Below are 19,167 nucleotides of genomic sequence, written 5' to 3'. Positions count from 1 at the left end.
AAAGACAATTTTAGTCAAAAAACATCATTTAGTCAATTAAAAGGTTGTTTTTGTTTACGCTTTTTTTCTGCTTTGTATTTTCGCCAAGCAACATAAGATAACGTGACAATAATGGCTCCCCCAACCATTAAAATAATCCAATAAAATGATAATGGGTCTCCTTGCGTTGTTGTTTGCACATCAATTAGTTGCGATTGTTTAAATACTGCTTTTGTATTTTGGACAGCATTAACTGATTCTACATTAAGTTGCGAGAAGCCCTCATTTAGAGCACTGAAATCTTCTTCGCTTAGTACAATTTGAAGTGCAGGTTGAAGCATTTGCCAATGTGTTAGTATATCCTCTAAACGTTCACTAGAATAATTACCTGTTTCAATAACTGATTGCAATGATTTGTCTAACGCTTGTTTACTTTTCATCCATAGAGGATCATCATGTTGTTTGATTGCATCCAAGGCAATAACAAGTGATCTAGCCGCATTCACTTTATAGGAAGCAGGAACATCATCACGCATTACAGTATCTAAATTATGTGATATTAATTCGTTTATAATAGCTTGTACCTGTTGATTTTCCGTATACATCATGCTGTCAATTTCTTCAGTATATGTTGATAACCACTGTTCTGCTAGACTATACTGCTGCTCTGTTACATAACGTTCATAGGTATAAGAAACGGAAGAGCTCTCCTTTTCCTGCGTCATTAGTATCTGTTTTGATCCAAGTACGATGAATATAATGCTAAGAACGAAAATGAAACTTGTCATATACTTTGTCATCATTTTTTTCATAGAGATCCCCTTCTCTTATCATTTCTTTACTAAATGTATGAGAAAGTGGACGAGCTTATAACTACGAACTAATTAAAATATGTAATAGAAGCATTTTTTTTAATAACAAAATAATATGCTATTCCTAATGAACAAATACTTAACCAGAAAGTAAAATAACCTATTTCATTCATATAGATGTTGAGTGACCTGTATTGAGGCATCATATCAAAAACATAATCAATGACATCATTGTGTAACGTCCAGATTGCAGCTACGACAAGATGCCTTCGTTTAAAACGATAGAAAGGTACATAAAGCAATCCTTGGATTGCCATTGCTCCATGGGAGGCGATTAACATATAGCCTTGCCACGAAATATCTCCATCCATGATTAATGTAAGGAGATTCATCACCACCGCCCATGTGCCATATTTAAATAATGTCACGATAGCTAGTGCTTCTATGTATGGTACATGCTTACGAAAAATATAAAACGTCAAAAATATAGTGAAAAACAAACTTGCTGTTGGACTATCTGGAACAAAAATAAGAAATTTAGCCGGTGTAGTAGATAATTGCGTTTCATACCACATGTAACCGTAAATAGTCCCTGCTAAATTAATCATCCATAGAATTACTAAAAATGTTCGATCTTGCAGTAATTGCTTGTAAAAATATAACATGACACACACTCCATTAACACAATAAGAAATCCCTGAAACTTTCGTGTCACAGGGATCTTTTCTATTTACTATAAGATTAGCACGTGCTTTTGAAAATAACAAGCATCTTTCCTTACTGTTCAGACGGATATTGTAACTTATTTAATCGTTTTACAAAACGTTCAAAACTTGCTTGATCTTTTTCATCTAAAGCTTGATCTATTTTTGCTTGCAAGTACTTTTTTTGAGATTGAAATAAAGAATAATCTAAAAGCTCTTTCGCTAATTCTTTTTCTCGTTTGGTGATAAAAAAATCATCTGGTAAATAAGGGTTATCTTCCAATACAGCCACATAATTAGCAGTTTGATGAGCATTTTCAAAACTTAATTGAATATAAATAGGTTCTTCTCGATTCAGGCGAATATCATGAAATGATTTTTCTGCATCTGTTGTAACAATATGATTTTTATAAAAACGAAAAGGTACATCATTCGAACAATGCGTGGATATAACAATTCCTCGTGGACAATAGCGTGCTTCACGAATAAAGTGAACATGCGCTAGTAAGGCATCATGATTCGTTAAGTAATTCAAAATCCATACACTTTCTCTTTTCTTTAACTGATAGTTCTGTAAAAACCACTTAATAAATGTTTTTTTATCTTGCACAGAAACAGACGTATTCAACTTTTTCCCTCCTAAACGAACGATAGGAAAGCAACACATAAGATGTTTATACCGATTTCATTTTTAATGAGACTTTATTAAATGTCAAATGATTCCTTTAATCGTCCTACATATTCCTCTATTTCAGTATCACTTGGATCAAGTCTTAAATATCTTTCTAGGACGGTAATAGCTTCTTGTCTCCTCCCTTCTTCTACTAAGAAATAACCATATTCTTTCAAGAAATCTTGATCGTCTTTAAACGTAGTATATGCTTCTTGGTAAAATTTTAATGCTTCAGAAAACAATTCTTCTTTTTCATATGCATTAGCAAGTTCCCAGAGATAGTAACCATCATCTTCTCCTAGTTCTATAATATGTGTTAATAAATCAATTATTGCTTCAAAATCTTCATCTTGTTTATAATTTTCAACCAAGAACAGAATAGCTTGTTTAAATCCAGGATCAATACTTACTGCTTCTCGTGCTAATTGATATCCTTCTTCTGTATTACCCATTTTTCTCGCTAGTGAACCAGCTAATAAATACAATTCTTTATTTAATTCATCAACCTCAAGCCCTTTTTGGGCTGTTTCATACGCATCTTCAGTTCTTCCTTCATCTTCATAAGTGTCAGCCAAATTAAAATAAACCGATTGAAAATCAGGATCCATCTCCATTACTTGCTCCCAAGCTTGGATACTTATATCTGCCCGATCTGCTTTTTTTGCAATGAACCCATAACGAAATAGCACTTCTGATTGATCTGTTTCTACCGTTTGATAGTAGGTTAAAGCTTGTTCAAATTCACCAGTAGCGGCTAAGCATTCCCCTAAACGTAGTGCAACTTCGACATCAGCAAAAACCGCTTGTTGTTGGTATACTTTTTCATAATAAGGGATTGCTTTTTGGTATTCTCCATTTGAAAAAGAAAGTTCTCCTAATGCAAAATCGATCAATATTTCGCTAGGATCTAATTGCTTAGCATCTAACAGCTTTTGTTCAGCTACTTCAAACAAACCTTGTGTCTGATACAAATCTGCAAGTTGTACTAAAACGGCAAGATACTCTTCATCACCTGATTCAAACCGATTTAAAAGTTCTATCGCTTCTTGGTCTTCATCGAGATCAATATGAATATCGGCTAATGTTAATTTTAATTCTCCTTCTTCAGGATATTGTTGAACAAGACCTAACAGAATCATTTTTGCTTCTTCAAGCATTCCCCATTGATTATATAATTCGGCAATCGTGTACTTTTCTTCCTCATTTGCTTTTGGCAAGTAATCTTCTAGTACAGCAATTGCCTCTTCTGTTTTTTGTTGTTCCATTAATGTTACGGCACGAGATATTTCTTCCATGCTAATGTCATCCTTTCCACAAACATTCCTTTAACTATTTGCAATATTACTATCATAACGAACTTTTTTCTGATCAGCAATTTATATAATTATTATTCATTACAGACATTTATTTCTGTTTTGTTTCATGCAAAAACACCTCTCTTCCATTTGTATAACAATTGAAAGAAAGGTGTTGCAATTAACTAGTTATTAATTGAGATAAATCCTCAAAAAATGTAGGATATGAGATATTAATACATTCAGGATCTACTAAAGTTACTTCTTCTTCGGTAATTAAAGACGCAACAGCTATCATCATACCGATTCGATGATCGCCAAACGCTTCTACCTGTGCACCTGATAATGTTGATTCTCCAGAAATAATCATACCATCTGTTGTTGCTTCAACTGTTGCCCCTAGTTTAGTAAGTGTATCGATAATTGTTTGAATTCGATCAGTTTCTTTGTAACGCAATTCTTCCGCATCACGAATAATTGTAGTTCCTGTCGCTTGTGTAGCTAAAAGCGCAACAATCGGGATCTCATCAATCATGCGTGGAATCACTTCACCACTAATTTCAATACCATGTAATGTTGAACTAGAAATCGTAATGGAGCCAACCGCTTCTCCGCCTATGTACCGTTCTTCTACAACTTCAATGGATGCGCCCATCTGCTGTAATACGTCGATAACACCTGTTCGAGTAGGATTTAACCCTACATCTTCAATTGTTACTTTACTGTTTGGTACCATAGCTGCTGCAACTAAAAAAAATGCCGCTGAAGAAATATCACCTGGGACAGCTAGGGTCGTACCTATCAATTGTTGATTTGATGGAACAGAAATGCTGTTATCTTGGACAGAAATATTTCCACTGAATGCTTTAATCATATTTTCTGTATGATCTCGCGTTTTTGTAGACTCAATAACTGTTGTATTTCCATTACCAAATAAACCTGCTAAAAGAACTGCTGATTTTACTTGTGCACTTTTAACAGGAGGAATAAAAGCGATGGATTGAAGCGCTCCTCCTCGAACGGAAATTGGCAAATACTTGCTATTCTCTCTACCATCAATCTGTGCACCCATTTGCTTTAACGGTTGAACCACACGATCCATTGGGCGACGAGTTAATGATTCATCACCATATAACGCAATGTGAAATGGTAGTCCAGCTAATACTCCAAGCAATAACCTTGCAGTCGTTCCTGAGTTCCCTAAATAAATTGGTTGCGTTGGTTCAATAAAGTTATCTGCACCTTGACTATCGATAATTACTTGTTGCCCTTCTTGACGAATCGTCACTCCTAGTGCTTCAAATGCATGAATAGTTCTCAAGCAATCTTCTCCATCGAGAAAATGTGTAATCGTTGTTCTACCTTTTGATAAAGCACCGAATATGATTGCTCGATGGGAAATTGATTTATCTCCAGGAACAGTTACCTTTCCGGTTAAGCAAGTTTGAATAGGTAATAGTTTCTTCACCATCTTGTATCTCTCCCCCCTACTCCTGAAGCATGGTTTCATAACCGTGCTTCGTCAATAATTGGTGTGCGTTGACTTGTTGTTTCTGTGTCATCAAACTCACACGCAAGACACCGGTAATCCCTTCTCGAATCTCAAGAATTTCAATATTTTTAATACTAATATCACCTTCGGCTAATATTGAAACTACCTTTAATAGAGCACCCGTTTGATCAAAAATATCTACATACACATCATAAAATGATGGAAGCGCACCTCTTTTTCTAGCATCTAAGCCATCTCGATATTCTTTTGCTTGCTTTAAATAATCATACATTGTTGTTCTATCATCATTCGTTAACAACTTCTGTAGATCTTGCATTTCATTGATCCAATCCGTTAATAGATGATGGATGATTTTTTTGTTTTGGAAGAAAATATCTTGCCACATCGCAGGATTACTTGATGCAATACGCGTAATATCTCGAAAGCCACCTGCAGCTAAATGTGGAATCCGATCATGCTTTTTCTGCCATTTCTTTGCTTGCTGTACTAACGAGGAAGCAATGAGATGCGGAAAATGTGATATAACACTAGTCATTTCATCATGTTCAGTTGGATTTAACTGCAGAAAAGAACTCTTTGTATGTGCCAATAACCTTTTTAACGCTTCCATTTGCTCATCGGTAGCATTTGTGTCTGGAGTTAGTATATAAAGCGCATTTTCAAACAAATGTTCTTTTGCTGCGTGTATCCCTTTTTTATGTGAACCTGCCATAGGATGGCCACCGATAAAAGAAACATTAGGTTGGTCCAGCCTTGCCACAGCGTCCATAATCGGTTGTTTAACGGATGATACGTCCGTAATAATAATCGGTCGATTAAATGATATTTGTTGGATTTGCTTAATTAAGTCGACTGTTTTTGATACTGGCGCAGCTAATAAACAATAATCTACATCTGTTATTTTCTCGGTAAATTTGGTTGTTACTTCATTTACAATCTGATGGACTTGTGCGTACTCTAATGTTTCCTCATCTGTATCATATCCAATAAGGTAAGTATCCTCTTGTTTCTTGATATTAATTGCTAATGAAGCTCCAATCAAACCTAGACCTACAATTAATATTTTTTTAGTCACGATTGATTTTCCTTTACAGCAGGTGTTAAATATGCTTCGATTAGATCTTGAAGAAGTTTCATATCTTCTTCATGCCCAATTGTAATACGTGCCCCTTTCGGATGTCCTAATGCTTCGCCAGACCGAACGATAAACCCTTTCGTTAGTAAGTGTTCAAATAGTTCATCCCCCGTTACAGGAAGATTTACAAATACAAAGTTTGTTGCTGAATCATAATACGTTAACCCCATCCGATCTAGAAATTCCATAAATTTCTTTTTATTAGCTAGAGTTTGTTTGACAGTATCTTGTAAAAATTGTTGATCTTCTAAAGCAATTAGAGCTGCTTTTTGTGCGATCGACGTCGTATTAAATGGTCCTCTGACGATATTTAACAGATTAGCAATGGTTTCTGTTGCAACGCCATAACCAACCCGGAGTGCAGCTAAACCGTAAGCTTTAGAGAATGTTCGAAGTACTACTAAATTGGGATAAGTTTCAATAGCTTTTATCGAATCCGGCGCATCTTCAGGTCTAACATATTCATAATACGCTTCATCTACCACAACTAATACATCTGAAGGACATCGTTCCATAAAATCAATTAATGATGCCTCCTCTATTAACGTACCAGTAGGATTATTAGGTGTACACAACCACACTATTTTTGTATTCTCATCGATTTCATTCAACATTGCATCCAGATCATGATAGCCATTAACTACAGGCACTTCTTTCACGTCTGCACCTTGAATTAAGGCATTATGCTTATATTGAGGAAACGTAGGTGTAGCAGTAATTGTGTTCGTGCCTGACTCTAGAAAAGCTTGACATAGAATCGCAATCACTTCATCGGAACCACTTCCAAAAACTAATTGATCTGGCTTCACGTTTAATTGATTAACCAGCGCTTCCCGTAATTCTGTTGCATAGCCATCTGGGTATAGTTCTAAATGTGTGGAAATATCCGTTATAGCTTCTTTCACTTGAGGAGAATAGCCGAAAGGATTTTCATTTGATGCTAGTTTCACAATTTTATTTAGACCGTATTCTTTTTTTACATCTTCAATTTGTTTGCCTGGTTTATAAGGTTTCATTGTTTGTAAAATCGTTTTGCCGTTCATTCTCTAACACTCCTTTAATCAGTCATTGGATAGATCAGGTCTCAATTTTTTTGCTTCATGATGATAGATATGGTTTAACTTGTCTTGTTCGATCGTTGTATTAACTGTCATCATGATTCGTATACATTGAGCTAGACTCCCTGGCACATCAATTTCTTGCATGCACATAACTGGAACAAATGTCCATCCATCTAAATTTCGAATCGCTTTCGCTGGAAAAGTCGCATTTAAATCAGCAGTTACTGAAACAAGCACAGATGCTACATCTTCGGCTTTGATCGCATTCTGTTTGATCATTTCAGATGCAAGAGAGGACGTTTTCTCTAATATTTCTTCTGATATGTTGTTTGAAACCGTTGTTGCTCCACGAATAGCACGTATCATTTTTCTAACAACTCCTGGATAAACTTCTCAAGTATGTCGGCTAAATCTCTATCATCTACAGAAGCAATAGTGGGGTTTCCTACCCCTTTTAATAAAACCATTTGAATATGTTGATTTCTTGTTTTTTTATCTTTTTTCATACGCTGAATTATTTTAGAAACGGAAACAGCTGGTAAACGAAAAGGAAATTGATTCTTTTTCATCCAACCCAAAAGTTCTTCATATGGTAATATAATATTATAAACATATGAACTTACCCGAAAAGCATATAACATTCCAATTGCTACTGCTTCCCCGTGCGTCATTTCTCCGTATCCAAGTTCAGATTCTAACGCATGACCAAGCGTATGGCCAAAGTTTAAATATTGCCGGATATTCGTTTCTCTTTCATCCTGCTCAACAATAGCGGCTTTTACTGCAATACCCTTTAACAGGTGTTGCTTTAATTCTTGATCAGACATCGCATGCATAATATTTACTTTTTTAATTTCTTCCCAAAAAGAAGGTGTATGAATCAAACTATGCTTAGCAATTTCAGCATAGCCTGATCGCAGCTCCTTTAAAGGGATAGTATGTAAGGTTTCCACATCAAAAATTACTGCTTGTGGTGCATGAAAGTTTCCAATTAAATTTTTCCCTTCAGGATGATTAATGGCCACTTTACCACCAACACTACTATCGTGTGCTAAGACAGTAGTTGGCATTTGGATAAAATCAATGCCTCGCATAAATGTGGAAGCAACGAATCCAGCTAAATCACCTATCATCCCACCTCCAAGTGCGATAATCAAACCTTGACGATCTAAACCAGATTCAATTGCTTGTGTAACTAGATCAAAATAAACGCGAATACTCTTCGAACTTTCTCCAGCGGGAACGATGGTATAATTTACGTTATGATGTTTTTCTAATGGTCGCAGAACATCTTCTAAATAGAGTAATTCGACATTACTGTCAGTTATGATAAAAATACTACTATAATTCTGTTTAATAAAGTCATTTACCCGAAAACGTAACTGCTTCCCAATAAACACATTATAATTTTTTGTATTAGTTTTTACTGACAGGGATTCCATTAAAAACACCTGATTTCTTCACGATAAGTATGAATTGCTTGTTGCAATTTAGGAAACTGGTCATGTGGAAACTGTTCCAGTAGTGCATTTGCAACTTCAAATGCTACTACGTGCTCCATTACGACCGCTGCAGCTGGTACAGCACAAGCATCAGATCTTTCTATACTCGCATTAAACACTTCTTTTGAATCAATATCTACACTTTGTAATGGTTTATATAAAGTAGGAATTGGTTTCATGACACCTTTTACAATGATAGGCATTCCAGTCGTCATACCGCCTTCAAAACCACCTAAGCGATTTGATTTTCGATAATAGCCATTAGCTTCGTCCCAAGCAATTTCGTCGTGCACCTCACTACCGTTTCTTCGAGCTGCTTCAAATCCGATACCAAATTCTACTCCTTTAAATGCATTGATACTTTGAACTGCTCCAGCGATTTTACCATCCAGTTTTCGATCATAGTGTACATAAGACCCGATACCAGCTGGCATTCCTTCAACATAAACTTCGCATACACCGCCAATGGAATCACCATCTTTTTTTGCTTGATCAATGGCTTGCATCATTTTTTTACCAGCTTCTTCATCTAAACAACGCACAGGTGATTCCTCAGATATTGTCTTTTTTTCTTCCATGGAGTGGTTAGTTTGTTTTGCATTAATACCAGCAATTTCCTTTACATACCCTACAATTTCAACACCTAAATGATGTAGTAATGTTTTGGCTACGGCACCAGCGGCAACGCGAGCAGCTGTTTCTCTAGCAGAAGAGCGTTCTAGTATGTTTCGCATATCGCGATGCCCATACTTTAACGCTCCGTTTAAGTCTGCGTGACCTGGTCGAGGTCGTGTTACTTTTCTCCGAATATCTTTTTCTGGTTCAATAGGATCTTCTCCCATAATGTCTTCCCAGTGTTTAAAATCATCATTTTTAACTACCATTGCTATTGGCGATCCTAATGTATATCCATGTCTTACACCACCTGCAATATCGACAAGATCTTTTTCAATCTGCATTCTTTTGCCACGACCGTATCCCTTTTGCCTTCTTACTAATGATTCATTAATATTCTTTGATAATAAAGGCATTTGTGAAGGAACACCTTCCACAATTGTAGTTAATTGCTTGCCATGCGATTCACCAGCAGTTAAATAACGCATTGCGCAACCCCCCTGTTATTACAATTTTGTATTACTATATCATATGTTTGTCTATCTGTGTGTGATTAATAAATGAATTATTCTATTTTTTCTAAAATTTCTGGATAACTAGCTAACTAGCCAGTTGTTTTTTGATAGAAAAAGGTGTCTAATACTTTAAAATTATATTTTTCTGGAGAAAAAATTTGCTCTGTACTTCCTACAAAAAATACTCCATCATCGTTTAGAGATTGATTAAACTTATGATAAATTGCAGCCTTTGCTTCCTCCGTAAAATAGATCATAACATTTCGACAAACAATTAGATCAAAATTATTCGGATAAGGGTCTGATAATAGGTTATGTTTTTTAAATGTAATTGCTCTTTTTACTTTATCATCAATGACGTAAGCATTATCTTGTTGTGTAAAGAACTTTTTCTTTAGATTATTTGGGACTTCTTTTAATGCCCGGTCTGAATATATGCCTTGTTTTGCGCGATCAAGAATTCGATCATCAATATCAGTGGCTAGAATACTCACTTGAGAGAGATCTACATATTGACTTAACATCATGGCAAGCGTATAGGGCTCGTCTCCTGTTGAACATGCCGCACTCCAAATTTTTAATTTTCGATTATTCTGAAGCAAATCGGGTAATATTTTCTTTTCCAATACTTCCCATCTACCTGAATTGCGATAAAATTCAGACACATTAATTGTCATTTTATCTAAAAATTCTTCCATCAGTGCTTGGTCATTTTTTAAAGCTTGAAAATATGCGTCAAAATCTTTATACCCTTTTTTATCTCGTAAAGAAGTAAGTCGTCGTTTCATCTGTACTTCTTTATATAAAGACAAATCAATTCCTGTTTTCTTCTTGATCGATTGGATAAAAGTTTGATAATCACTCATGGGTATATCTTCCTCCTTGATGTGTCCTGGTTTAAATCAACCCCCCGCATAGTACGAGAGGTATAAGTTAGGTATTGTTATAGGTGTATTGTATTACATATCTGGAAAAAATCGAGCTATTTCTATTTTTGCATTTTCAACTGAATCAGAACCATGAATTGCATTATGTCGGACATCTGTACCAAAGTCAGCGCGTATCGTATTAAGTTTGGCGGCTTTGGGATCCGTAGTACCAATAATATCTCGTGCACTTGCAATGATATCTGTTCCCTGCCAAACCATCGGAACAACTGGTCCTGACGTGATAAAAGCTACTAGATCATCAAAAAAATCCTTCTGTTTGTGAGCTGCGTAATGCTGTTTTGCTAACTCTTGAGACATCGTGAACATCTTAATTGCTCTGAGTTGATAATCATGCTGTTCAAATCGATGAATAATCTGACCAATATTACCTTGTTTAACCCCATCCGGTTTTATCATAATCAATGATTGTTCCATCTTCTTAGACAACTCCTATTCCAGAAAATTCTTATGCTTTTCTTTGTCCAATATAAGTGGCTATGTCTTTTAAAGTTTGCTTTGCTTTCACATTTGGTAACTTATCTAAGGCATGAAAAGCTTTTTGCAAATACTGATTACTAATTTCAAAACTCTGTTCAATAGCATCTGATTGTTTGATCTGTTCGATAAATGGTTTTATTTCATCTTGTGTAATAGATTTATGTGTAAATAATTCTTGCAACTGTTGATAAAAATTCGGATCTTTCATAGCAATTAGTACAGGCAATGTTATATTTCCTTGCATTAAATCACTACCTGCTGGTTTGCCTAATTGTTTTTCTGATGCTGTAAAGTCTAAGATATCATCGATAATTTGATATGACATTCCGATATAATAACCATATCGTTCAAGGTGTTTTTCTTGTTCAATTGGCACACTTGCAGCTATCGCTCCTAGTTGTGTGCTAGAGGTAATTAGTAAAGCAGTTTTACGTTTAATACGGCGTAAATAGTCACGTAAGCTTTGGCGCGTATTAAATTTGTCTCGTATTTGCGTAATCTCTCCAATTGTTAAATCCACCATCGTTTTAGATAAAATTTGGTGAGCTCTTGGGTCATTGATTTCTGCTAAGTATTCTAATGCCCTGGCAAAAATATAGTCTCCCGTATACATAGCGATACGATTATCCCATTTTGCTTTTACGGTAGGCTTACCACGTCGTAATTCTGAATTATCGATCACATCGTCATGAACTAATGAAGCCATATGAATTAATTCCAAAGCTACTGCAACATGTTTAACTTTTGATAAATCGTATTGACCAAATTGAGCCGAAATTAATACAAACACCGGACGTAGCCTTTTACCGCCAGCCTTAAGCAGTTGCGTAGATGCTTCGTTTAATATCGAATGATCAGCTTGAATGATTTTTTCTAAATCTTTTTCAATTACTCCTAAATCTGGTTTCAGATAGGAATATGTCTTTGCTAATTTCATTATTTACTTCACCTTTAAGTTAATATATTGTTGCTAAGATTTCTTTGGTTTCACACCCATATGCATAGCTGCTACACCGCCAGTATAGCTTTTCACTTGAACAGCAGTAAGACCTGCTTGTTCAAACATTTCTTTTAATTCTTTTTTACCCGGAAAATTTTTAGCTGATTCATGCAACCAAGCATATTCTTGATAACTACTCGCCAAAAGTCTGCCAAATGTCGGCATGATGAATTTAAAATAAGAATAATATAGCTGACGAAATACAGGTAATGTTGGTTGAGATGTCTCTAAACAAACTACTTTGCCACCAGGTTTTACGACTCTAGTCATTTCTTTAAGAACTTGTTGATAGTCTGGAACGTTTCGCAAACCAAAACCGATGGTTGCAAAATCAAATGAGTCTGATTCAAAAGGTAATTCCATTGCATTTCCATGCATGAAAGTAAGTTGCGGTTGAATTTGCTTATCATGTTTTTGTTTTGCTACTGAAAGCATATTTTCGCTAAAATCTAGTCCAACAATTTCTCCCGATCGACCTGATTTGTCTGCTAAAGCAAATGTCCAGTCTCCAGTACCACAACATACGTCTAATGCAGATGAGCCACGACTTACCTTCATTCTTTTCATGACGTCTTTTCTCCAAGCGATATGGCGTTTAAAGGAGATAACTGAATTCATGAAATCGTAACGATTATATATCTTTTCAAAAACGTGATGCACACGTTCTTCTTTTGTTTGTTTATTCAATTATTTACCCTTCTTCCATTGCCAGTTTATTATGACTAAAATATTCGTTAAAGAAACGTTGGGTTGATGTCTTTACAGATTGAAAAGGGACAGGTAAATTTCGACCAAGTTCTTCTGTTATTAGTAAATGCTTTCGGATAAACGTTTCAATCATTTGTAAAGCTTGATGATTTTGCAAGCGATGAAAGGAGTCTTGAAATAGAACGTCGAATATCGATGCTTGTTGCTTTGAAGTATATAAATCTTTTTCTTGTACTAATTTTTTTGTTAATAACCAATTTTGTGCAAATTCGTTTATGGAATCTTTTTTTGCATGTTGCGCAACTCGCACAATTAAAACTGATTCTAATTTTTTTAATCGATCAACCAACGCGTGTAAGGATTGGCCTGATTCATAATACAAGTTCATTTTTAATTCATTTATTTCTTTAATTGCAGAAGCTAAGGTGGATATCATCTCGACATCATCAATCTGAGATAACATGTAGTAGTATAAACCACTAAAATAATCTCCCGCTAATACTGTGAGTTGCCTATTTTTCTTTATTTGATCTGTTTCCTCTTCACTACTATGTTGCGTTACTAAATCATGGGTATCCAAAGCGATTTGCACAATCATTGTAGTTAATATATAGCTTCTCTTTTTTTTATCGGAATAAGATGTATGATTTATAAGTGTAAACAATAGCAAAAGTTTATCTTTATCTATTTTGGGCTTTTGGATAAACTTGTTTAAATAGGAATGATATAATTTTTCCTCTAATTCTTTTTCTATAGTGTTTAACGATAAATTTGACATATAATCACCTAAGCCCTTTCTCCCAAACCCCTGTGACAACGAATTCTAAGCCTAATTATAACATAGTATGTAATATTTCGCTTTCAAAAAATATGTATGTATCCGATATCATTCATCATTCTTTACTTGTCCAACACTTGAATGAATGATAGCTTTTCCTTTTATTTTTATCGCTGACGTATGTTCAGTAAATTGTACTACTAACATTTCATTTTTATCTAGTTTTTCAGCATGATGAAATTTGGTATTTGACCCCCTTGTTAAACCAATAACTTGGACGCCATCTTCTAAAGCTTTAATAATGAAATAATCACCTTGCGATAATCCTTGCATGTATATCCTCCTTAGTCTAACTCGATTATAAATATATTTTAAATCGTCCGATTGCTCTATCTATTAACATTGTTTCATACTTTGTTGTTAAACTAAAAGAAAAAGGGTGCATTAGAATGCACCCTTTTTCTAGCCCATATGTAACAATTTATTTTACACTATCTTTAAGGGCTTTACCTGGTTTGAAAGCTGGAACTTTGCTTGCTGGAATTTCAATTTCAGCACCTGTTTGTGGGTTGCGACCTTTACGGGCAGCACGCTCACGTACTTCAAAGTTTCCAAAACCAATTAATTGTACTTTGTCACCGTCTTTTAGTGAATCCATGATAGTTTCAAAAACTGTGTCAACAGCTTTTGTTGCATCTTTTTTGGATAATTCGCTTTTTTCAGCAACTGCATTAATTAGATCTGTTTTATTCATGACATTCACCTCCTCCCAAAAAATCAAAATACCTTTTGAAAATATGAACAATAATGGATTTATTCCATTCGTTCACTAAATTCATAGAACTTATACTTCTAATCATCAATAAAATGATGACAAGGCTTATAATAAACGACTTTTCCCTTAAATTCAACAAAAAATAACAAGATAATTAATTTTTTGTTCTTTTGACCTAGTGAAACACTTACTAAATTCCTTTGGAGCATATCATATAAACTACCAGGATGCAAGTGTTTACAAAGGATGGGAGAATAGTATTTTTCCTATATTAAAATGAATCTGTTTAAGTTCAATATAGAGATTTTATAGAAAAACAAAGCTCATAAAACTGGAAGTTCTGTTTGGATGATGGTCACATTCAACGAACGATTCGTTAGTTGAACAAGCCATTATACTATTATTTACTTTATACTAGTGGAAATAAACATTGAGGCATCTTGATTCATAAAAATACGATTTCCATGATAAAATGTCTTAAGTTCAGTCGATTTAAAACCAACTTCGGATAATTTTGTTTTCAATTCTTCATGCGAAAAACGATTATGAACTTTCGGATGATTGATGTTGTCGTTTTTGTCAAAATCAATAACAAGTAGTTTACCACCATTATTTAAATAGGGAACAACACTTGTAAGATTTTTTTAGTATTTGGAATATGAAGAAGGACTAATGACATTACAATTATGTCAGTCGTAAGTTCAGGAGTTTCTTGTGTGAAATCTGCACAAAGCACTCTTGAGTTTATGATCCCTTTGTTAATAATCTTAGCATTTGCAACCTCCAACATCTCTTTCGATGAGTCTACCAACAAAATAGAATCCACTAAATCTGATAAATCTAGACCAATTAGAACAGTCCCACTTCCATTCCGTTCATCATTTACGTAAACCTATTACAAAACTTTAGTTTCAGTGAAGTAAATATTAACAAAAACCATTAACAGATCATAAAAAAACGACTTGCTGAACAAGTCGTTAAAGAATAATTGCTATTAAACCTCCAGAACCTTCATTAATGATACGCTCTAGGGTTTCTTTAAGTTTATACCTTGCATTTTCTGGCATTAAAGATAATTTTGCTTGAATCCCTTCTCTTACAATAGAACTTAAGGAACGCCCAAATATATCAGACTGCCAAATTGATAATGGATCTTCTTCAAAGTCTTGCATTAAATAACGTACTAATTCTTCACTTTGTTTTTCTGTTCCGATAATTGGTGAAAACTCAGACTCTACTTCTACTTTAATCATATGAATAGACGGTGCTACAGCTTTCAAACGAACACCAAAGCGCGCACCTTGTCGGATAATCTCTGGTTCGTCTAACCGCATATCTTGTATGGATGGAGCTGCAACACCATAGCCGGTTTGCTTGACCATTTGTAATGCTTCGGCAATTTGATCATATTCTCTTTTTGCTTCGGAGAATTCCTGCATTAACTGTAACAGGTGATCTTTACCTCGAATTTCTTCGCCTACTATTTCTTTTAACACTTGGTCATACAAGTAATCTGGAGCCTCTAAATCAATTTCTGCGATACCCTCGCCCATTTCAATGCCCGCTATTTTCGCTTGATAAATGTAGTCATAATCGTCAAATTGTCCTACTACACGATCGACATCACGAAGGCGTTTTATGTCTTTTACAGTTTCTTGAATCGCCACTTGGTAACTTTCTCGCAACCAATGATCTTCATTTAACACCATGACCCAGCTTGGTAAATTCACATTCACCTCTAAGACGGGGAACTCGAATAACGCTTCCCTAAGCACATTGTACACGTCGTGCTCTTCCATACTTTCTACACTCATAGCTATAACTGGTACGTCATATTGCTCTGTTAAACTTTGTCTCAGCAACTCGGTATCTTGGTGATAGGGTTGTACCGAATTTATTACCATGATGAAAGGTTTGCCAACCTCTTTTAGCTCTTCAACTACGCGTTCTTCAGCATCTAAATAGTCTACTCTCGGAATATCCCCTATTGTTCCGTCAGTTGTTACAACGACACCCATTGTTGAATGTTCTTGAATAACTTTTCTTGTGCCAATCTCAGCTGCTTCATGAAATGGAATTGGCTCCTCATACCAAGGTGTATGTATCATCCTTGGTCCATTCTCATCTTCAAAACCTTGCGCTCCTGCAACAGCATAGCCCACACAATCCACTAGTCTTACATTTACATCAAGTCCTTCGTCCACATTAACACTAACCGCTTGATTTGGAACAAATTTAGGTTCGGTAGTCATGATGGTTTTACCAGCTGCACTTTGAGGAAGTTCATCTTGCGCTCTTGCTCGATCACCTTCATCAGCAATATTTGGTAAGACAACTTGTTCCATGAATTTTTTAATAAAAGTCGATTTACCAGTACGTACAGCTCCTACAACACCTAAATAAATATCACCATTTGTACGTTTAGAGATATCTTTAAAAATATCAACTCTTTCCAAGTGATCCCCTCCCGATCTCCTTTACACCACACGATTAGATTCTTTGACATTTCTATTCTATGACATTGTCCCACTCGATTATGACTGAATTAAAGAAAAATTAAGTATTCCCAAATAATCCAAAGACAAGCGACGATTACCTAATGAATACGCAAAAGGGGGGAGAATTATGATAGGCAATATTAGATTCTCTGTCAAATGTGATGGTGTCATTTTCACTCCACCATCTCTTTTATTACACTTACATTATTAATCATACTTGTACCTGAACCGCAGGGGAAATATACTCGCTTTCCTCGGGCACGGCCACGGGCACACAGGACGTGGTTCAGTTAGACGTTGTCACAGGACGTGACGGTTTTCGTCTAACTTCTAGCCGCTTAACCAAGTGGATCTTCGGACGCGTGGGACTGCGATTACTCGTCCCATCGAAAACATTTGCTGTTCCCGTAGGAGTCTCGCATATTTCCTCTGCTAAGGTACTTTTATAATAAGACGCTTCTTATCTCTTGAGGCCCCAGTATCTTCTTTTTCAATCACTCTAAACTCTTAATGCCCTAAGATATGCATTTCGTCACTTTTATTGTGTTGTTCACCCCCTCAATATATCCATTATTAAAGAGAGGGGTTTTTCTTCGAGGGAAGCTTTGAGAAATCAAGGGAGACCACCACATTTAGTATAGAGCCATATTAAAAGAGTTAAAAAGATAAATGAATATAAAAAAGACAGAGGGGGCAATCTCTGTCTCATCATGACTAAATAATACCCAAAGCAACCCTAAAATGAATGCTTGTGCGGTTTATTGTATGCTTATTGTAGTTTGTTCGTATCCTCATCTGCCCAGATCAGTTATTTTTTAAATAATTGGCCTAATGAATTTAAGTCTTTTGGTACTTTATTTTTTGTAATCGATTGAACAAGTTTATCTTCTTTTTCTTTTGAAATTGGTTTATTTGCCATTTTAGCGAGTTGTTTCACTAAATTACGGACTGTTTTTTCATCAGAAAAATTTGCATTTTGCACAGAACTTGCCACTTTCATAATTTCATCAGTAGTTATGTTTGATTTCTTTTGGATTTGGTCAAACATATTTTTTTGGAAATCACTCACACGCTCTCCTCCTTGCTAATAGCTTCAAGATACTATATGCAAGACAGCGTGATAGTGTTAATTATTGCGTGTACCGATTGGACAAAATAAGTGACAAATCTTCCATTTCGTGTTTACGCATTCTTGTCATTAATTGATCGACAATATCTTTGGGATTAGCATGCTCAAATAATATTTGATAAAGTCCTGTTGTAATTGGCATTTCTATACGCTCTTCTTTAGCTAATGCATAGGCAGCTTGTGTTGTTCGGATACCTTCTACCACCATATCCATTTCAGCTAGCACATCTTCCAACTTATTTCCTTTTGCTAATAAGTTTCCCGCTTTCCAATTTCTACTGTGTACACTCGTGCACGTTACAATTAAATCACCGACACCACTTAAACCAACAAAAGTTAGCGGATCTGCTCCTTTTGCTGTACCTAAACGAGCAATTTCAGCAAGTCCTCTAGTAACTAATGCCGCCTTTGCATTATCCCCATAGCCAAGGCCATCTGAAATCCCCGCTCCTAAAGCTATTATATTTTTTAATGATCCTCCCAGCTCTACGCCTACCATATCAGCACTAGTATATACTCGGAAACGTTCATTAATAAATAAATCTTGCGCCCTTTCTGCGTCTTTCATCGTTTTTGAAGAAGCAGTTACCGTAGTTGGTTGTTTTTCACTAACTTCTTCAGCATGACTAGGACCAGATAAGACAACAATATCGTTATATAACTCAGGCGGTAGCTCTTCTTCCATAATTTCAGAAACACGTTTAAATGTATTAGGTTCTATTCCTTTAGTTCCATGTATTATAGTAACTTTGTGGTCTAAAACCTCTTTCACCTGTCTACAAACGTCTCGTATGGCTTTTGTAGGTAACACAAAGACAATTGCAGAGACATCTTTCACAACTTCTGCCAAAGATGTATAGACGTGCATATCTTCAGGTAATGTGATATTTGGTAAATATTTTATATTTTGATGCGTCTGATTCATCTCTTCTGCGTGGGATTTGTCATGTGTCCATAATTTAACTTCATGACCATTGTCGTATAAAACCATAGCTAAAGCAGTTCCCCAACTACCTGCTCCTAAAACAGCAATTTTTTCCATGCGGCG

General features: G+C 35.5%; 20 protein-coding genes and 1 pseudogene. All 21 read right to left on the bottom strand.

All coding sequences use genetic code 11. The annotated features are described in order from the left end of the window. Nucleotides 1–32: 32 nt before the first annotated feature. Complete coding sequence (locus tag DES48_RS01405) at nucleotides 33–791, bottom strand: sporulation protein YpjB (RefSeq protein ID WP_113866234.1); 759 nt, start codon at nucleotides 789–791, stop codon at nucleotides 33–35. 68 nt (nucleotides 792–859) lie between these two features. Continuing rightward, nucleotides 860–1,456 carry a lipoprotein heptaprenylglyceryl N-acetyltransferase LhaT gene (gene lhaT / locus DES48_RS01400; protein WP_113866232.1) on the bottom strand — a complete coding sequence of 199 codons (597 nt, stop codon included), beginning with the start codon at nucleotides 1,454–1,456 and terminating at the stop codon, nucleotides 860–862. A gap of 112 nt (nucleotides 1,457–1,568) precedes the next feature. Beyond that, the gene (locus DES48_RS01395; RefSeq protein WP_113866230.1) at nucleotides 1,569–2,123 is read right to left on the bottom strand and encodes a ReoY family proteolytic degradation factor; all 555 of its coding nucleotides are present in this window, start codon (nucleotides 2,121–2,123) and stop codon (nucleotides 1,569–1,571) included. Nucleotides 2,124–2,200: 77 nt separating this feature from the next. Beyond that, nucleotides 2,201–3,463 carry a tetratricopeptide repeat protein gene (locus tag DES48_RS01390; RefSeq protein ID WP_113866228.1) on the bottom strand — a complete coding sequence of 421 codons (1,263 nt, stop codon included), beginning with the start codon at nucleotides 3,461–3,463 and terminating at the stop codon, nucleotides 2,201–2,203. A gap of 181 nt (nucleotides 3,464–3,644) precedes the next feature. Continuing rightward, a complete protein-coding gene (gene aroA / locus DES48_RS01385) occupies nucleotides 3,645–4,934 on the bottom strand; it encodes a 3-phosphoshikimate 1-carboxyvinyltransferase (RefSeq protein ID WP_113866226.1) in 1,290 nt (429 codons plus the stop codon). 16 nt (nucleotides 4,935–4,950) lie between these two features. Beyond that, complete coding sequence (locus tag DES48_RS01380) at nucleotides 4,951–6,051, bottom strand: prephenate dehydrogenase (protein WP_211318460.1); 1,101 nt, start codon at nucleotides 6,049–6,051, stop codon at nucleotides 4,951–4,953. Next, the gene (gene hisC, locus DES48_RS01375) at nucleotides 6,048–7,154 is read right to left on the bottom strand and encodes a histidinol-phosphate transaminase (protein WP_113866222.1); all 1,107 of its coding nucleotides are present in this window, start codon (nucleotides 7,152–7,154) and stop codon (nucleotides 6,048–6,050) included. Before hisC ends, DES48_RS01380 begins: the two co-directional genes overlap by 4 nt. An 18-nt stretch (nucleotides 7,155–7,172) precedes the next feature. Further along, nucleotides 7,173–7,538, bottom strand: a complete 366-nt coding sequence (aroH, locus tag DES48_RS01370) for a chorismate mutase (RefSeq protein ID WP_113866220.1) — start codon at nucleotides 7,536–7,538, stop codon at nucleotides 7,173–7,175. Beyond that, nucleotides 7,535–8,614, bottom strand: a complete 1,080-nt coding sequence (gene aroB, locus DES48_RS01365; protein WP_113866218.1) for a 3-dehydroquinate synthase — start codon at nucleotides 8,612–8,614, stop codon at nucleotides 7,535–7,537. The genes aroH and aroB overlap by 4 nt, the downstream gene beginning before the upstream one ends. Next, nucleotides 8,614–9,777, bottom strand: a complete 1,164-nt coding sequence (gene aroC, locus DES48_RS01360; protein WP_113866216.1) for a chorismate synthase — start codon at nucleotides 9,775–9,777, stop codon at nucleotides 8,614–8,616. Before aroC ends, aroB begins: the two co-directional genes overlap by 1 nt. Nucleotides 9,778–9,893: 116 nt before the next feature. Then, the gene (locus DES48_RS01355) at nucleotides 9,894–10,670 is read right to left on the bottom strand and encodes a CheR family methyltransferase (protein ID WP_113866214.1); all 777 of its coding nucleotides are present in this window, start codon (nucleotides 10,668–10,670) and stop codon (nucleotides 9,894–9,896) included. 93 nt (nucleotides 10,671–10,763) lie between these two features. After that, nucleotides 10,764–11,168, bottom strand: coding sequence for a nucleoside-diphosphate kinase (gene ndk / locus DES48_RS01350; RefSeq protein ID WP_113866212.1), 405 nt, complete (start codon nucleotides 11,166–11,168; stop codon nucleotides 10,764–10,766). A 31-nt stretch (nucleotides 11,169–11,199) separates the two neighbouring features. Then, nucleotides 11,200–12,168, bottom strand: coding sequence for a heptaprenyl diphosphate synthase component II (gene hepT / locus DES48_RS01345; protein WP_113866210.1), 969 nt, complete (start codon nucleotides 12,166–12,168; stop codon nucleotides 11,200–11,202). Between the two features lie 33 nt (nucleotides 12,169–12,201). Continuing rightward, entirely contained in the window at nucleotides 12,202–12,918 is a 717-nt protein-coding gene (locus DES48_RS01340) for a demethylmenaquinone methyltransferase (protein WP_079709701.1), read from the bottom strand. A gap of 4 nt (nucleotides 12,919–12,922) precedes the next feature. Then, nucleotides 12,923–13,717: a heptaprenyl diphosphate synthase component 1 gene (locus tag DES48_RS01335; RefSeq protein ID WP_113866208.1), complete on the bottom strand. Its 795-nt coding sequence runs from the start codon at nucleotides 13,715–13,717 to the stop codon at nucleotides 12,923–12,925. Between the two features lie 108 nt (nucleotides 13,718–13,825). Beyond that, the gene (gene mtrB, locus DES48_RS01330) at nucleotides 13,826–14,050 is read right to left on the bottom strand and encodes a trp RNA-binding attenuation protein MtrB (RefSeq protein ID WP_113866206.1); all 225 of its coding nucleotides are present in this window, start codon (nucleotides 14,048–14,050) and stop codon (nucleotides 13,826–13,828) included. Between the two features lie 148 nt (nucleotides 14,051–14,198). Continuing rightward, nucleotides 14,199–14,471, bottom strand: coding sequence for an HU family DNA-binding protein (locus DES48_RS01325; protein ID WP_079709704.1), 273 nt, complete (start codon nucleotides 14,469–14,471; stop codon nucleotides 14,199–14,201). A gap of 425 nt (nucleotides 14,472–14,896) precedes the next feature. Beyond that, nucleotides 14,897–15,360 (bottom strand): annotated as a pseudogene (locus tag DES48_RS01320) (class I SAM-dependent DNA methyltransferase); the annotation flags it as partial. A 109-nt stretch (nucleotides 15,361–15,469) separates the two neighbouring features. Next, nucleotides 15,470–16,948: a stage IV sporulation protein A gene (spoIVA, locus tag DES48_RS01315; protein WP_113866204.1), complete on the bottom strand. Its 1,479-nt coding sequence runs from the start codon at nucleotides 16,946–16,948 to the stop codon at nucleotides 15,470–15,472. Between the two features lie 850 nt (nucleotides 16,949–17,798). Then, the gene (locus DES48_RS01310; RefSeq protein WP_079709706.1) at nucleotides 17,799–18,059 is read right to left on the bottom strand and encodes a stage VI sporulation protein F; all 261 of its coding nucleotides are present in this window, start codon (nucleotides 18,057–18,059) and stop codon (nucleotides 17,799–17,801) included. Nucleotides 18,060–18,120: 61 nt separating this feature from the next. After that, entirely contained in the window at nucleotides 18,121–19,161 is a 1,041-nt protein-coding gene (locus tag DES48_RS01305; protein ID WP_113866202.1) for an NAD(P)H-dependent glycerol-3-phosphate dehydrogenase, read from the bottom strand. Nucleotides 19,162–19,167 lie beyond the last annotated feature (6 nt).

The organism is Paraliobacillus ryukyuensis, assembly GCF_003315295.1.
Lineage (GTDB): Bacteria > Bacillota > Bacilli > Bacillales > Amphibacillaceae > Paraliobacillus > Paraliobacillus ryukyuensis.
This window is presented reverse-complemented; position numbering and strand designations above follow the sequence as displayed.

What these genes read in the sequence shown, in the direction of transcription:
- DES48_RS01405 (WP_113866234.1), bottom strand. Translation starts at nt 791, where the DNA reads ATGAAAAAAATGATGACAAAGTATATGACAAGTTTCATTTTCGTTCTT.
- lhaT (WP_113866232.1), bottom strand. Translation starts at nt 1,456, where the DNA reads ATGTTATATTTTTACAAGCAATTACTGCAAGATCGAACATTTTTAGTA.
- DES48_RS01390 (WP_113866228.1), bottom strand. Translation starts at nt 3,463, where the DNA reads ATGGAAGAAATATCTCGTGCCGTAACATTAATGGAACAACAAAAAACA.
- aroA (WP_113866226.1), bottom strand. Translation starts at nt 4,934, where the DNA reads ATGGTGAAGAAACTATTACCTATTCAAACTTGCTTAACCGGAAAGGTA.
- hisC (WP_113866222.1), bottom strand. Translation starts at nt 7,154, where the DNA reads ATGAACGGCAAAACGATTTTACAAACAATGAAACCTTATAAACCAGGC.
- aroH (WP_113866220.1), bottom strand. Translation starts at nt 7,538, where the DNA reads ATGATACGTGCTATTCGTGGAGCAACAACGGTTTCAAACAACATATCA.
- aroB (WP_113866218.1), bottom strand. Translation starts at nt 8,614, where the DNA reads ATGGAATCCCTGTCAGTAAAAACTAATACAAAAAATTATAATGTGTTT.
- aroC (WP_113866216.1), bottom strand. Translation starts at nt 9,777, where the DNA reads ATGCGTTATTTAACTGCTGGTGAATCGCATGGCAAGCAATTAACTACA.
- DES48_RS01355 (WP_113866214.1), bottom strand. Translation starts at nt 10,670, where the DNA reads ATGAGTGATTATCAAACTTTTATCCAATCGATCAAGAAGAAAACAGGA.
- ndk (WP_113866212.1), bottom strand. Translation starts at nt 11,168, where the DNA reads ATGGAACAATCATTGATTATGATAAAACCGGATGGGGTTAAACAAGGT.
- hepT (WP_113866210.1), bottom strand. Translation starts at nt 12,168, where the DNA reads ATGAAATTAGCAAAGACATATTCCTATCTGAAACCAGATTTAGGAGTA.
- DES48_RS01335 (WP_113866208.1), bottom strand. Translation starts at nt 13,717, where the DNA reads ATGTCAAATTTATCGTTAAACACTATAGAAAAAGAATTAGAGGAAAAA.
- mtrB (WP_113866206.1), bottom strand. Translation starts at nt 14,050, where the DNA reads ATGCAAGGATTATCGCAAGGTGATTATTTCATTATTAAAGCTTTAGAA.
- DES48_RS01325 (WP_079709704.1), bottom strand. Translation starts at nt 14,471, where the DNA reads ATGAATAAAACAGATCTAATTAATGCAGTTGCTGAAAAAAGCGAATTA.
- DES48_RS01305 (WP_113866202.1), bottom strand. Translation starts at nt 19,161, where the DNA reads ATGGAAAAAATTGCTGTTTTAGGAGCAGGTAGTTGGGGAACTGCTTTA.